Raw genomic sequence first — 15,590 nt, 5'->3', positions numbered from 1 at the left:
CACTGCCGGCATCTGGCCGGCACAAGTATCCTATCCGACGATAGCGGCAAGTCCTGCTGCAATCCTTCTGGCAAGGCGCTCATATCCTGCAGGCGAGTAGTGCAGGCCATCCGGCATGTAGCGCTCCCGATGAGCTGGCAGAAGCGGCGAGATCGTGCTCTCACGGAAGAGGTCGATCGTGGGTACGCCGAAGCGGTGCATCACATCGAGGAAGGCATCCGCGTAGTCCTCTTCCACGAACCCCAGATCGTTTGCCGCGTTGTAGGCAGGAAGGCCCTTCCTGGGAACGCCTGCCGTCTTGCACGGGGTCATGCCGACAAGGATGGACTCAGGGTACTTCTCTGCAATCTGCTCCACAAGCCAGGTGAGCGCCCCATAGAACGTATGGACATCTTTGTCTTCCGGCGCACCCACCGGCACATTGCGGCAGAAGTCGTTGACGCCGCCGAAAAGACAGATCACATCTGATGCCATGTCATACTCACCAAAGCGCTCGACAAACGAGTCATCGCGGTCGGCCTTGACGGCGATGCGGGAGCCCTTGACGCCGAAGTTCAGGACCTTGGCAGCGCCCGTGAGCTCTGCCATATGCGAGGTCCAGGAGATGGCAGGACCGCCCTTCCCCGTTCCGTTGTCTCCCCAGGTCGTGGAATCGCCGAAGCAGGCGATCGTCTTTCCTTCAAGGCTCATCAGCCATCATTCCTTTCCGTGCTGGCAGCGAGAAGCCATGCGATATCATCCGCAAAGCTGAGGACGCCGAGATGGTGCTCACCTGGTATCACCTCGTGCTTGAAGCGGTCTTCCTTCCCCAGAAGCTCATAGGCACGCCACACGATATCGGTCTGCTCGAAGACATTGGCAAGGCCCCTTGGCCCCATCAGGTGGTCATGGTCTGCGCTCTGGACAAGGAGCGGACGCGCCGCAATGAGCGAGGCGACATCTCCCATATCGAAGAGCTTCCAGAGGTCCGGCACATAGTTGCAGGAGCAGTTGCCATTGAGATGCAGGAGCGCATCCTTCACGCCGTAGAGGTAGCCCGAGATGAAGGCACACTTCACGCGCTCATCCAAAGCCGCAAGATAGAGCGTCTGCATGCCGCCGCCGGAGAAGCCGACGCATCCCAGATGCTTGGCCGAAAGCTCAGGCTCTGCCTCTATCCAGTCGATGAGGCGCTGAAGATCGGATACCAGAAGGCCCAGCAGCGTGAGACCTAAAGGCTCTGCCATCCGTGCTTCGTTCAAGCAGGTGCCACGCACATAGGCGTCAACCGTATCTCCCTGGCCCTTCCAGCTCCTGCGCTCTCCCCAGCCTCTTGCCTCAGGGCAGATGGCCACATAGCCGTGCCTGGCCAAGCGGAGGCCATAGTCGTAATTGAAGCGGCGAATCGCCTCATCGACTGCAGGGACGCCCAGGATGCCAGCGACGCTCGCCGCTCCTGCCCCCTGGTGTCCATGCGGACAGATGAACGTGTAGCTGCGTCCCTCCTCGTCACGCAAAGGCGCATCCGGCATCAGCACATAGACAGGCATCCAGACATCAGGCTCGACCTCGAGGAGATACTTCCTGCGCTCGATATGGCCCGGCACCGATGCGGTCCCGACAAGACGGGCACGAGGCTCCACCTTCTCGATAGCATTGAGCTTGAGGGCCTCCGCGAGCTTCTGCCTGGCGACCTTTTGCCAGGCGAGGAAGTCCTCCGCCGTCTGGCCTACAAACCTGCACTGCCGTGCCTCGCGGTCGAAGCGCTTCGCGAATGCTTCGTCGTCTGCGCAGTACGTATCCGTATGGACGGTCCTGCCATTTTCCGAGAGCTTCGAGGTCTCGGTGTCTGCTATGCCGCCGCCTTCAGGGTCCCACCCGTCTTCTCCTGCCAGCACCTTCTCGCGGCTATACCTGACGAGCTGATCTTCCTGGATGGTCGAGGCAAAGGGCACCCATTCATCGGTTGTGGCCCCAGGTCCCGAAAGGAGCGCTCCCCTATACTCTGCGCACTCCCGTGCCTTTTCCTTGTTCCAGTCCCAGAAGCCATCACGTCTGATATGGGGACCGAGCCAGCAGTCGACAAGCGCCGTCTTGGCATATTCGCGCCAGGGGCGGCCGAGATAGACCGTTTTCTCAGCGCACTCCCCTGTGAACGAGCACCCATGGAAGACGAAGCCATAGGGCATCTCTTCAGGCGTCGAGGCTGCCGTCACGTAGCCATTCACGTCCATATCGCGGCTGAGCGAATGGAGCTCGCAGCTCTCGAAGAAGGCTGTGGCACCGCCGAAGATGAAGTCGACATCGCCCTCGATGTAGCAGCGGCGCCAATACTGCCTCGTCGGCATCCTCGGTGCGTGCTCCTTGGGGCCACGGAAGCCGCCGGGCTTCACCTCGGTCGGAGGAAGAGGTCCCAGGAAGACGGTGTCCTGATGTCCCAGAAGGCGGCAGGAATCCACGACGAGGCGGTCGCCGTCTGCATAGAACGCAAGCGCCTGGCCGACCTCACGTCCATCCCCTGCCGCATTCTCGATCGTCAGGTTCTCGAGGCGGCAATCAGGAGCATCCACGAAGACGACATAGGTACGAAAGGTTCCCCTCTTGGTGCCATCCGGCATCTCCTCGAAGGCGCCATGGGTGCCCCTGATCTTGACCTGGTCTGCACACTCGCCCAGAAGCGTCACATGGGGACGGCGGATCTCGACCGTCTCCTCGTAGGTGCCAGGGGCTATATGGATGATGCACTCCTGTGTCTCATCAGGTGCAAGCTCACCCAGTGCATCGAGTGCATCCTGGATGCGGGAGTACGCACCAGTGCCGTCGGCAGCAACCTCTGCGACTCTTGCCTCCATCGCATATCCCTCCTCTGAAAGAAGCGCGCCATGAGCTCTGGGGCTCATGGCGCGCGGTGTGGATCCCACAAGCTCAAAGATGCTCTTGAGACCCTAGTCAGCTGCCTTGATGTCTTCCTGGTAGCCGACGTTGTTGTGGGCGAAGCACTTCTCATACGGGAAGCCGGAGAGATCCTCGCAGACCTTCTTGACCTCAGGCTTGACATCCTCCATCTTGCCGCCCTCACGGACACGCTTGACCTCAGCGCAGAGCATGTCGCACTCGGTCTTGTCGACGTGGATACGGGAGCCGAGGATGCAGGAAAGGATGAAGAAGCCGGCGCAGCCGATGAGCATGTAGGTGCAGATAGTGATAGGCACGGAAGCAGGCTGCTGGACCTGGGCGCTGTTGCCGGTCGAGGAGATGAATCCGGACATGGCAAGGGCGACAGACCAGAGCGTTGCAGCAAGAGCGGAAGCAATCTGCTGGACGAACTGCTGTGCTGCAGAGTAGACACCCTCACGGCGGCGGAGCGTGATGAGCTCATCGACATCAGGGACATAGTTCATAGGCACATCAGGCAGATACTGGAATCCGACGTAGAAGAACTTCCAGATTGCGAAGATGATCGGGTAGGCAATCATAGCGGTCGTGACATCGAACGCGCCGTTGATGCGGCCAAAGGCAAAGAAGTTGAAGGCAATGATGCAGGCGGCAGCGCCGATCGTGGACACGTACCAAGGCGTGTGGAAGCCCTTCTTTGCCATCCAGGCAACCCAGACAGCCGTGCAGACGATTGCGACGATCTTGCCCGGCATCTCCATCACGGACTCGTAGGACTTTGCGATGCCGAGAGAGTAGACGATGAAGAAGGAGAGGCAGGCAGACCAGCAGGCTGCTGCGAACTTCATGGTCAGATAGACAGAAAGAACACGGCGGAACGAACGGTTGCGGAACGTGGAGAAGACATCGATGAAGAGCTTCTTGATGGCTTCCCAGGCATTGTCGATCTTCTCCTGGGCAACTTCCTCAGGCGAGCGCTCCCACGTGGAGCAGTAGACGGCGATGAGGGAGGCGACCATGATGAGGGAGTTCGTCGTAGCGATGATGAAGTAGGACGATGCATTGTCCTCGCCGAAGAAGCCAAAGCCGATGCCGACGAGAAGAGCCATAACGAAGCCGGAGACATTGCCGAAGATGTGCTTATAGCCGGTAAGGAGGCTGCGCTCCTTGTAGTCGTCCGTCATCTCGATCGTGAGCGGCACGAGGTTCGTCGTCACGAAGGCGTAGGCGATGTTGTAGATCATGTAGAGCACGAAGTAGTAGCCGAAGCCGAACGGCGTGACGAGGAAGATGAACGGCTCAGCAAGCATCATAGGAATGGCAAGCAGGATCCAGAAGCGCCTGCGTCCGAACTTGCGGCCGACCTTCGTGGCATAGAAGTTGTCTGCCACAAATCCCATGATCGGGCAGAGGAAGGCATTGATGTAGATGGCCGCAGAAGCAATGAGTGCTGCTTCCGTTGCAGACAGGCCGCACTGCGTGGACAGGAACATGACCATGTAGCTGTGCGTGAAGGTCAAAGCACCAGAGTTGGCCATGCCTCCCATACCGAAACCGAGCCTTGTCCAGAAGTTTATCTTGCGCTTCTTACCTATCTTTGACACGCCGTCTCACTCCTCTCAAAGGGTCCCATCCCCCATAGGCTGCGTGCATTCCAGATGCACCTGCAACTGCTCCCCTGCGCCGAAGATTCAGAAAAAATGTGTGGAACTTCGTTTGCTGTTCCTTAATACCATCTGGCATGCCACATTTCCTGTCTTCTTTGCGATTTCGCCGTCTCTAAACAGGTTTATCTGACGCGAATAGTTATAGCACGTTGCATAGCCCTTACACTGGCATGTCAGTTATTTTTCGTTCAGGTTCGGGTGAACGGTTACTTTTTCAGGGTGAACGTACACTCTTCGGCCAGTCTATGCAGAAGTATGCATTTCTCTGATATGCCAGTCTTCAACTCTGAATTTCGCAGAGCTGGCTTCCAGAGATCGATGCAAACTGGTTTCCCTGCAGATCGCCCATGCAGCTTCAGGCCAGAAGAGACGTCCGGAGATGGCCAATAGCTGGAGACGCGAGCTGACGCCGAGTGCTGGGTGCCGCAGACAAAAAGCAACCCCGGGGCATCATGATCTTTTGCATGAGTGACCTTCCGGGGCTTTCGCTCTATATGCTGCCCCATCATGAGCTACAGCGACGCCTCGAGCATAGAGGCTCTCACCGCATGGTTCGTGGCCGAGCTTTTCCGATGCCAATCGTACGGACAGAGAAAGTTCGTCAGGCATACTGCCTGGCACCCTTCTGATGCATGGAGGGTGCGCGTCATATCTTCTTGTGCCCAAAACAGCGCAGGACGGCCATCAGGCTTTTCTGAGCCTCTATAGTGCGACAGCAAAGAGGCGCTGGATGCCCGAAGGCATCTGGCGCCTCGTGTGTACGCTCTCTTCTGCTGGGTGGGATGGTGCAGAGGAGCTCTATGGAATGGCAGCCGATATGCAAAGGAGCAGGCTGCCGGAAGGAAGCTAGAGGTGGACAACCTCGTCGACATTGTCGAGCACCAGCTCGTCGCCGTCCTGGCCCTCCATCGTGACCGCGCGGAGCACGAGCCTCTCGACGTTCTGGGCAATGATGCCCTTTCGTGCCATTGCTTCCACGCCTGATGCCATAGCCGGCACGCCTGGCTCGGCATCCGGGTCGAAGGAGATCTTCACGTCGTCGAAGACAAGCTCGGAGATCTTGCGCTCAGGAAGGCCCGTGATCCAGGCAGCAGCCACCTGGCAGTTCTCTGCCACGATGTCGCGGAACTCGAGCATGCCGAAGCCCGGGGTGCGCTCATCGACCGGAAGCGGCTTTCTGGACTGCACATAGTCTGTCTTGCCATCCTTGTCGCAGAAGTAGAAGGCATTGACGACGAAGGGCGTCAGCACATGGTCCATGTGGATGTTCTCGAAGAGGATGCCCTCGTTCACGGCGTCATTGCCACGTCCGCGGCGCGTCTTGACGCGCAGGCCCCTGTCCGTACGGCGGAAGTCGCAGTCACGGACCACAAGGTCCTTGATGCCGCCTGCCGCCTCAGAACCCAAGACGACCGCGCCGTGTCCATCATGCATGAGGCAGTGGGCCACGAGCATGTCGTGCGTGGCAGGACGAAGCGTGCGCTCGATGCCGAGCTTGCCGGACTTGATGGCGATGCAGTCGTCGCCGACCGAGAACTCGCAGCCGAGGATGCGCACGAAGGAGCAGGACTCAGGATCGCAGCCATCCGTGTTGTGGGAGTTCTTGGGACCGCAGATCTTGAGGCACAGGGCATCGAAGTGGTCGCACAGAACCGGATGGATGTTCCAGGCAGGCGAGTTCTGGACCGTGATGCCGGCAAGAGACACATGGGAGCACTCGGAGAGGAAGACCATGCGCGGACGGGCGATGTCTCTTCCCTCTTCCGGACGGTAGAGGTCCTTCACGTTGTGCCACCAGTTGTCATCGGCGAAGTCCGTCTGGCCATCGATCGTGCCGCGGCCATAGATGTTGACATCATGTACAGAGAGGCCCGTGAAGAGCGAGCAGTAGGTCGAGATGGACTCGCCTTCCCAGCGTCCCAGCGGGAAGAGGTCCGTCGCATCCTTGCCGAGGCCCTCTGTGCCCTTGAGCGTGCCTGGGATATAGGCAAGCTGGTCGCGGTCGTGGCGGGCAAGAATCTGTGAGCCTTCCTGGAGCTCGATCGAGCACCCGGACTTCAGGAAGAGCGACTTCACGAGGTACTTGCCTGCCGGCACGAGCACGCGGCCATCCTTCGGGCATGCCATAATCGCTGCCTGGATGTTCACGGTATCGTCGTGCTTGCCGTCGCCCTTGGCGCCGCAGTCGCGCACATCGATCGTTGCAGACTCCAGGGGTGTCGTGACGCCTGCCTCGTAGACCTCGTCGCCGTTCACGAACTTCACGACATTGCGCTGGCCTGGGACGAGGCCATCCACATAGGTCTCGACCTTCTTCGTCGTGCCCTGGCGCTGGCCATTCACATAGACTTCCCAGCTGAAGAATGTGTCGTAGAGTCCGCCGTCATCGAGCTCGATCACGGCAGCACGGGCACAGCGCCAGACTGTCTTGATATCCATGCCTATCCCTCCCCGATAGAGAGGACCCCTGGACAAAAAGGTATCCAGGGGCCCCATTGAAGCGTTCGTCCTAGAGGACGACGCCGTCTTTCCAGATGCTGATCTCGTGGCAGTTCCTGCGCTCAGTCGAGGTCTTCTCGCCCGAGGAAACCTTGAGCACGAGGTCGAAGAGGTCTTTCGCTGCCTCGTCGATCGTGGCATCGCCGTCAGCAATCACGCCAGCATTGAAGTCCATCCAGTTGGGCTTCCTCTTCGAGAGCGCCGTGTTCGTGAAGACCTTGATGGTCGGCACAGGAGCGCCGAAGGGCGTGCCGCGTCCGGTCGAGAACATGATCACGTGGCAGCCGGCAGCAGCAAGCGCGGTCGAAGAGACCATATCGTTGCCAGGAGCGCAGAGGAGGTTGAGGCCCTGCTTCTTCACCTGGTCGGCGTACTTCAGGACATCGACGATAGGAGCCTTGCCGCCCTTCTGGACGCAGCCGCAGCTCTTGTCCTCAAGCGTCGTGATGCCACCCTGCTTGTTGCCCGGGCTCGGGTTGTCGTAGACGACCTCATGATGTCTCAGGAAGTAGTCCTTGAAGCCATTGAGCATGCCAGCGGCTGCATCGAAGACCTCCTTCGAGACGCAGCGTCCCAGAAGGAAGCTCTCGGCGCCGAACATCTCGGGCACCTCGGTCAGGACGGACGTGCCGCCCTGGGCCACGACCATGTCGCTCACACGGCCGATTGTCGGGTTTGCCGTGATGCCAGAGAGGCCATCAGAGCCGCCGCACTTCATGCCGACAACAAGCTCGGACACTGGGATGGGGACTCTCTTGTTATGGGAGATCAGCTCGGCAAGCTCCTCGATGATGGCACGGCCCGAGGCCAGCTCATCTTCGACGTCCTGACAGGTGAGGAAACGCACGCGCTGGGGGTCGTACTCCCCCAGCTCATCCAGTATCTGCTGGTGCGTGCAGTTTTCGCACCCCAGGGAAAGGAACAGCACACCGGCTGCATTGGGGTGGCGTGAAAGTGCGACGAGCAGCTTCTTCGTCTGCTCGTGGTCTGCTCCCGTCTGGGAGCAGCCGAAAGGATGCGTGAAGGCATGTATGCCTTCTACCGTACCCTGGACGAGGTCCTGGCACTGCGCTTCGAGCGTCTGCGCGATGCCATTGACGCATCCCACAGTCGGGATGATCCAGATCTCATTCCTTGTGGCGGCGCGGCCATCCTTCGTGCGGTAGCCCATGAAGGTCTGGGGCTCAACTGGAGCCAGCTCAGGATGCGTCGGCTCGTAGGTGTATTCCACCTCGCCCGAAAGGTTCGTCTTCATGTTGTGGGTATGGATCCACTGGCCAGGATGGACGTCTGCCGTCACGTGCCCGATAGCCTGGCCATACTTCACGACCGTGGAGCCTACGCCGAGCTCTGCCACGGCCATCTTGTGACCCTGCGGGATGTCCTCTGTGGCCGTGACTTCCCTGCCCTCGAAGGAGAAGGTCTCCCCTTTCTTGAGGGGACGGAGCGCCACGACGACGTTGTCTTCCGGATTGATATGTACGATAGGTGCCATAACGTATACCTACTTCAGGCAGCTTGCGAAGGCAGCCTTCGTGCCCTCGCGGCGGATGAGACCGAGGTCTGCGACGACGGCGTCACGAAGGCCCTTCACCTCATGCAGGTCCTGACCCCACATGTCGGTGTTGGCAAGGACATCGTCGACAAGCTTCTCCGTGGAGGCATCCTTGCGCTCTGCGAAGAAGGCAAGAGCGGAAGCATCGTCCTGGGCGACATACTCGGTGCCGTCAGCACGCTTGAGGTGTAGGCCATCGTCTGCAAGGCCCTCGGTGCCCGTCGTATAGAATGCCATGAGCGCAGCAAGGCTCATCGTGAGGCACTTCGGGAGCTTGCCTTCCTGCTCGACATAGTCTAGAAGGGACGGCAGGTCGCGGGCACGCCACTTGGACGTGGAGTTCAGGCAGATCGAGAGCAGCTGGTGATCGATGAAGGGGTTGTCGAAGCGGTTCTCGACAGCCGCAGCGAATGCCTCGAGGTCGGCACGGTCGAGCTCCTTCGAGAGCGTCGGGATGACCTCACACTCGAGCATCGTGTTCATGAAGCCACGGATCGTGTCGTCGTGCATGCAGTCACGGACGATATTGAACCCGGCAAGCCAGGCACCCGGGACAAAGCCCGTGTGTGCACCATTGAGGATGCGGACCTTGCGCTTCTTGTACGGCGTGACATCCGGAGTCACGAAGACACCCGGCTCCTTGGACTGGATGAACGGCAGCTTGGCAGCAAGCTTGTCGTCGCCCTCGATGCCCCACATCTGGAACGGCTCACGCACGGCCAGGAATGGATCCTCATAGCCGAGGCGCTCTGCAACCTTTGCTGCCTCCTTGGGGTCGCGGATACGGCCCGGAACGATGGTGTCGACAAGCGTCGTGCAGAAGAGGCACTCTTTGTCGAGCCAGTCGGTGAACTCCTTCTCCCAGCCCCAGTCGGAAGCGTAGCGCTTCACGATCTTCTCGAGCTCTGCGCCGTTATGGTCGATGAGCTCGCAGGAAAGGATCGTAAGGCCGCCCTTGCCGGCATCGAAGCGGAAGCGCAGGGTCTTGGCAAGCTTCGCCGGGAAGCTCGAGGGCCAGGCGTCTTCTGCCTTGCAGGTCGGATCGTAGGCAATGCCAGCCTCAGTCGTATTGGAGACGACAAGCTCGAGGTCGTCAGAGGTGGCGACCTTCTTGAGCTCCTCGAGGTCCTCTGCCCTGAACGGGTTGAGGCAGCGGGAAACCGAGCTCACGAGCCTTGCGTCGTCGTAGGTCTTGCCGTCAAGCTTGCCGCGCTCGAGGACGGTGTAGAGGCAGTCCTGGGCATTCAGGCCCTTGATGAAGCCATAGTCATGTGCCGCATCATCGATTGGCTGCAGGATGCAGATCTTGCCATTCCAGCCCGTCTTCTCGTTTGCATAGTCGAAGTAGCGGTCCACGAAGGAGCGGAGGAAGTTGCCCTCGCCGAACTGGAGCACCTTCTCTGGGGCATCCCTCGGCACGAGGTAGCCTTTGTAGCCCATATCCTGAAGCGTCTTGTAGCTGAGCTTTTCCATTGGAATGTATCTCCCCTATATCTCTTACTGCTCGTCGAGATCGAAGCCGAAGTAGCGGACTGCGTTGTTGTAGCTGATGTCGCGGACGAGCTTTGCGAGCATCTTCGGATCGTTCGGATACTTGCCCTGCTCGACCCACTCGCCGAGAAGGCCGCAGAGGACACGGCGGAAGTACTCGTGGCGCGGATAGGACAGGAAGCTCCTGGAGTCCGTGAGCATGCCGATGAAGTTGCCGAGGACGCCCTCATTGGCAAGTGTCGTCATCTGTGCCCTCATGCCGGTCTCGCAGTCATTGAACCACCAGGCGGAGCCGTTCTGGAGCTTGCCTGCGCATGGCGCCTCCTGGAAGCACTGCATGACGGTATCGATCATGGTCGTGTCGTTCGGGTCGAGGCTGTAGAGAATCGTCTTGGGGAGGCCAGAAGTCTCGTTCACATCGTTCAGGAAGTCCGCAAGGTCTGCGGCCTTCTGGCCGTTCCTGATGCAGTCATAGCCGGTGTCTGGGCCGAGCTTCGCAAACATCGTCTGGTTGTTGTCGCGCTTGCAGCCGAAGTGGATCTGCATGGCCCAGCCAAGGCGCACATACTCAGCTGCTGCGAACTTCATGAATGCAGTCTTGTACTTGAGGATGTCCTCCGCAGAGACCGGATTGCCTGCGACACGGGCCTGGAAGATCTGCTCGAGCTCGTCGTCCGTTGCTGGAACATCGACGACGTAGTCGAGGGCATGGTCGGAGGCACGGCAGCCCATCTCTGCGAAGAAGTCGAAGCGCTTGGAGAGCGCACGCTCGAAGTCGTTGAAGGAGTTGATCTCCATGCCAGCGACCTCAGAGAGCTTCTTCACATAGTCACCGAAGCCCTCCTTCTCGATACCGAGAGCCTTGTCCGGACGCATGGCCGGGATGACCTGGACATCGAAGGAGTCATCTGCAGCAATCTTCTTGTGCCACTCAAGAGAGTCGGCAGGATCGTCTGTGGTGCAGATCAGGCGCACGTTGGAGCGGCGGATGAGATTCCTGCAGGAGAACTCAGGCGTGGCGAGCTTCCTGTTGGCAAGCTGCCAGACCTCTTCTGCGGTATCGCCGTTGAGCACGCCCTCATAGCCGAAGAAGCGCTTGAGCTCGAGGTGGCTCCACTCGAAGACCGGGTTGCCGACGCAGCGGGACAGGGTCTCTGCCCACTTCTGGAACTTCTCACGGGCAGGAGCATCGCCGGTGACATAGCGCTCATCCACGCCGTTGGCACGCATGAGGCGCCACTTGTAGTGGTCGCCGCCGAGCCAGACCTCCGTGATGGAAGAGAAGGACTTGTCCTCCCAGATCTCCTTCGGGGAGATGTGGCAGTGATAGTCGAGAATAGGCATGTTCTCTGCATAGTCATGGAAGAGCTGCTCGCCCGTGGGGGTGGAGAGCAGGAAGTCCTTGTCGTCCATAAAGTTCTTCATCGGCTGTATCCCTTCTTCGGACATCCCGGACACAGGACAGGGTGGGAAGCGTCATCCGATATGTGCCCTTCCTGGTACGCACACCGAATGACACCCTGTCCCATGCCTCAATCTAGCATGTTAGTTTCAAGCTGTGAAGAGCGTATTACTTTTTCAGGAGCCCACGCAAGTGAAATTTCACGAAAGCTGGACGAGAACCGTTCACGATTCGGTGAACGTTACCCCAACCACAATCCCGACACACTGCTAACGTTCCCACAAGAAAGAGTCTTTGCAGGTCACAGGCTATCTGATAGAGCTTTGGATGCCCATCTCAGACACTAAGGCCAAGAATTCCGTACTCTGGGGCCCCTCAGAGCCATGCTTGCGCAAGCATCTCTGACCAATCAGAAAACTAGCATGTCTGCAAGCACCAAGAATGCCACCAGATAGCAGCAGGGCGGCCCTCCCTGCGGAAGGCCGCCCAAGACGCTCTCATATATAGGTATGCCGACTAGTCCTTCGGATACTTGTAGAAGCCCTCTCCTGCCGCCATGCCCAGCTTGCCGGCGTCGATGTAGCTCTTGAGTACCTTCTCCATGCCCTTGAAGTTGTAGGGAAGCATCATCTTCTTGAGGAGCGGGGTCGCGATGCCAGGCACCTTCTGATACTGCTCGACAATGTTGTAGGCCGTCGTGAGGCCAACGGTATCGAAGACCTGGAAGGGGCCTTTCGGGGCGCCCGTGCCAGACGTCCAGGCAAGGTCGATGGAAGCAGGGTCGGAGATGCCATTGGCCAGAAGGTCCAGGCCCGAAAGCATCCAAGGGATGAGCATGGAGTTCAGGAGATAGCCTGCCTTCTCCTTGTTCACCGGAAGCGGAATCATGCGGATGGCCTTTGCGAAATCGAAGACCGCATCGAAGGACTCGGTGCTCGTCTTCTCCTGGACCATGACCTCGCAGACATTGTGCTTCCAGATCGTATTGGCAAAGTGGAGCGCAAGATAGCGGTCGGGTCTGCCCACGTCCTTCGTGAACTGCGAGGGCAGAAGGCTCGAGGAGTTCGTGACGACAATCGTCTTCTCAGGCATCAAGGGAGCGAGCTTCTTGAAGAAGGCAGACTTCTGGTCTGCGACCTCTGCCATGGACTCGATCACGAGATCGGCATCGGCTACCGCCTTGCCGAGATCGAGCTCAAGCGTAAGCGACGCATAGGCCTCATCGACGCGCTTTGCGCAGGCATCCGCATCGAAGCTGCCGAAGTCTGCGATGCCCGGGCACCAGGCAGGATCTGCTGCGCTCTTGGCACTCTTCATGCCCTCGATTGCCTCATGGTAGCTCTTGTGCAGAGCATCGAGCTTCGGCTGGCAGCGCCCGATGGAGCCTTCGCTTCTGAGCCAGATGGTCACGTTGTGTCCCGTATAGGCGCACTGGAATGCGATCTGCGACCCCAGGACGCCGCCTCCGGCAACCACGACATTCTTGATTTCAGCCATGTAGAACCTCCTGTCATCGCAGGGGCATATGCCCCTGCATGGGGCTGGAATTCCTGCATACTGCCATCAAGTATATGAGACCCGCAAAGCCGCCATCCAGCAGAAAGCGGCGAGGGGCACCTATCGGCCCTCCCGCCGTGGCAGAGCATGGGGCAAAGCCCTCTGTCCCTGGAGCCTCTTCAGGCACTTCATAAGGGTGCGTGCCGAATCCTGCGATAAGACAGGGTCCCCGCCATCGAATCCGGCCCATCCCTCGTGCGCCTGAGATCCGCTTGCGCGAACTCGTCCCCTCTTCCCGTCGCAGTCTTCCTCAAAGATGCACTGGCGTGCCTGTGCATCCTCTGCTTGTGCATCCGGAGAATCCCTGCGAAGCAGAGGCCGTTTCTAAGCTCCATCCTGCCCTCGCTATCGAGGCTCCCATAGAAGCTCTGGAAGAGATGCTTGAGACCGCCCATTACAGTCAGAGATGGCCCCTGAGGACCTCTCTCCGAGCTGTAGGGTTGTGTTTTGTCAAGCAGAAGTGAACGGTAATATCACCAGGAATTGAACGCTGCAGGCACGGGAACCGGACATCCGGTGTTCAATTCCTGTGCCTGAATGCGCCGCATGGAGACTGCTAGGCCAGCTGCCCTTCAGGCGCGCCCTCTCCCGATATGAGGGCATGCCTCATGCGCCAGGACTCGCCGCTGAACTTCAGAAGCCTCCCGTGATGGCAGATGCGGTCTATCACGGCAGCAGCCATCTGGTCGTCCCCGAAGACGGCGCCCCAGCGCGCGAACTCGAGGTTCGTGGTGATCACGAGGGACTGCCGCTCGTAGCTCTCGGATATGACCTGGAAGAGCAGCCTCGCCCCGTCGGTGTCGAGGGGGAGGAAGCCGAGCTCGTCTATCCCCAGGATGTCGGCCTTCGCGAGCTGGGCGAGCTCGCGGTCGAGCGATCCCGCATCGCGTGCGCGCCTCAGGCGCATGACCAGCGACGATGCGGTGAAGAACCTTGCAGGGCGCATCTGCTGGCAGCAGAGCGTGCAGATCGCCTCGAGCATGTGGGTCTTGCCGGTGCCGACATCGCCCATGAGCACGAGGTCCTCGCGCCTCCCGAGGAACGAGAGCGAGAGCAGGTCCGCCCGGCCGAAGCCTTCCGGCCAGGAGACGGATGTCCAGTCGTAGCCGTCGAACGTCTTCGCCTGCGGAAGCGCGCACCTCCTGAGCAGGGATGCCTTCCTCGAGGCATCCCTGCTCGCGCATTCTGCCTCGAGGTATTCGGCAAGGTATTCCACCTGCCTCGGCGTGCCGCGCACGCCCCAGTCGGCGAGGAGCGACTTCGTGAGCGAGCATCTCGCGCCGGCAGCGGCGACGCGCTCGGCAAGGGCCTCAGCGCTGCTCCCCATGGGAGCCTCCCTTCCCTGCAAGGCGGTCGTATGCGGCAAGGTCGACCCCCGCGCCTTCCGCGCCGCCCGAGGCGATCCTCCTCGCAAGCACGTCGCACGAGGCATCGTCCGGGACCCTGCCCTCTGCGAAGAGGCGCTCCGCGGCCTGGCATGCGGCATCGAAGCCGGATGCGTCCGATGCCCTCCCTATGGCCCTGAGCGCACGCCTGAGGTCATCCTTCTCCAGCCGGTCCATATGGGAGAGGAGCGCTTCCGGCATGTCCCTGCGTATGACCGACTCGCCGAACGCCCTCGGCCTCGCCACCAGCGCAGGCACGAGCGATGCAGGATTCCTCACGAGCTCTCCCTGCTTCCACGACCTCGGAAGGGATGCCACATGCCTTCCGTGCATGTCCATGATCTCGACCGTGCGCGCTCTGGCGCCCGCAAGGAGGTCGCGGCTGTGCCAGGCAGGGCCTGCGCAGTAGGAGACGCCGTCCAGCTGTATGTAGCCCCTCTTGTCCGAGCGGACATGCACCCATCTCACGGAGTCGAAGCGCACGCCCGGAAGGGCCATCATCGCCGCGAGGTCCTCGGCGAAGGCCTTGGGCGCAGGTCCGTGCAGCCTGCTCTTCGCCGTGGCGTTGATCCTCCTGCAGCCGGAGAGCAGCATCGAGTTCAGCGCATCGAGGCTCGGCACGGAGGGCACGGGGACGAGGAGGTTGCGGCGCAGGAACCCCACGGCATTCTCCACCGATCCCTTCTCGTTTCCGGAATCGGGGTTGCAGAACCTGGCCTCGAAGCGGTAATGGGCCCTGAGCTGGGAGAAGAGCTTGGACTCCGTCACCCTGCCGAAGAGCATCCGCCCCGCCTCGGTGGCATTGTCGAGCACGACGAGGCGCGGCACGCGCCCTGCCATCTCGAATATCTCGACGAGCCCCTCGCAGAAGCACTCTGCCTTCTCGCACATCATCGCGATGCAGAAGCGGACGTTCGAATGCGGGAACGTCGCGACGAGGAGCTTCAGCTCGAGCCTCTCGCCTGCGACGGTGGCGATGAAGGTGCCATAGTCGGCCTGCATGGTGCCCGGCGCCCAGTCGAGCTCGAGGAAGCCGTCGCGTGGGGACTGCTCCTGCGCGAGCTTCCATTCCCTCACAAAGCGGCACACACACGGCGAAACACTCCCTTACCTTCGAGCGCGTCCTCGTCAGGGGTGCGCTGCCGAAGGAGCTCGAGCTG

The 15,590-nt window shown here is 60.1% G+C and carries 10 protein-coding genes; all 10 read right to left on the bottom strand.

The genetic code is table 11. The features are described 5' to 3' along the window. Positions 1–30: 30 nt before the first annotated feature. The 10 genes from VXJ24_RS02105 to VXJ24_RS02060 all read right to left on the bottom strand — a co-directional run bounded on the left by VXJ24_RS02105 (position 31) and on the right by VXJ24_RS02060 (position 15,507). Positions 31–690, bottom strand: a complete 660-nt coding sequence (locus tag VXJ24_RS02105; protein WP_330971261.1) for an SGNH/GDSL hydrolase family protein — start codon at positions 688–690, stop codon at positions 31–33. Next, on the bottom strand, positions 690–2,831 hold the full coding sequence (locus VXJ24_RS02100) for a pectinesterase family protein (RefSeq protein WP_330971260.1): 2,142 nt from the start codon (positions 2,829–2,831) through the stop codon (positions 690–692). Before VXJ24_RS02100 ends, VXJ24_RS02105 begins: the two co-directional genes overlap by 1 nt. A 93-nt stretch (positions 2,832–2,924) precedes the next feature. After that, on the bottom strand, positions 2,925–4,478 hold the full coding sequence (locus VXJ24_RS02095) for an MFS transporter (protein WP_330971259.1): 1,554 nt from the start codon (positions 4,476–4,478) through the stop codon (positions 2,925–2,927). Positions 4,479–5,387: 909 nt separating this feature from the next. After that, entirely contained in the window at positions 5,388–6,980 is a 1,593-nt protein-coding gene (locus tag VXJ24_RS02090) for a glycoside hydrolase family 28 protein (protein WP_330971258.1), read from the bottom strand. Between the two features lie 70 nt (positions 6,981–7,050). Further along, on the bottom strand, positions 7,051–8,535 hold the full coding sequence (locus VXJ24_RS02085) for a UxaA family hydrolase (RefSeq protein WP_330971257.1): 1,485 nt from the start codon (positions 8,533–8,535) through the stop codon (positions 7,051–7,053). Positions 8,536–8,544: 9 nt separating this feature from the next. Then, the gene (locus tag VXJ24_RS02080) at positions 8,545–10,068 is read right to left on the bottom strand and encodes a tagaturonate reductase (RefSeq protein ID WP_330971256.1); all 1,524 of its coding nucleotides are present in this window, start codon (positions 10,066–10,068) and stop codon (positions 8,545–8,547) included. 24 nt (positions 10,069–10,092) lie between these two features. Continuing rightward, on the bottom strand, positions 10,093–11,511 hold the full coding sequence (gene uxaC, locus VXJ24_RS02075) for a glucuronate isomerase (RefSeq protein ID WP_330971255.1): 1,419 nt from the start codon (positions 11,509–11,511) through the stop codon (positions 10,093–10,095). 493 nt (positions 11,512–12,004) lie between these two features. Then, positions 12,005–12,985 (bottom strand): 3-hydroxyacyl-CoA dehydrogenase, encoded by a 981-nt coding sequence (locus VXJ24_RS02070; RefSeq protein WP_330971254.1) that lies wholly within the window; start codon positions 12,983–12,985, stop codon positions 12,005–12,007. A 616-nt stretch (positions 12,986–13,601) separates the two neighbouring features. Continuing rightward, the gene (gene istB / locus VXJ24_RS02065; protein ID WP_330971253.1) at positions 13,602–14,372 is read right to left on the bottom strand and encodes an IS21-like element helper ATPase IstB; all 771 of its coding nucleotides are present in this window, start codon (positions 14,370–14,372) and stop codon (positions 13,602–13,604) included. Next, entirely contained in the window at positions 14,356–15,507 is a 1,152-nt protein-coding gene (locus VXJ24_RS02060) for a Mu transposase domain-containing protein (protein WP_330971252.1), read from the bottom strand. Before VXJ24_RS02060 ends, istB begins: the two co-directional genes overlap by 17 nt. Positions 15,508–15,590 lie beyond the last annotated feature (83 nt).

Source organism: Olsenella kribbiana, from assembly GCF_036408795.1.
Lineage (GTDB): Bacteria > Actinomycetota > Coriobacteriia > Coriobacteriales > Atopobiaceae > Olsenella_L > Olsenella_L kribbiana.
Note: the sequence above shows the minus strand (reverse complement) of the source record. Positions and strands in the feature narration are given on the sequence as shown.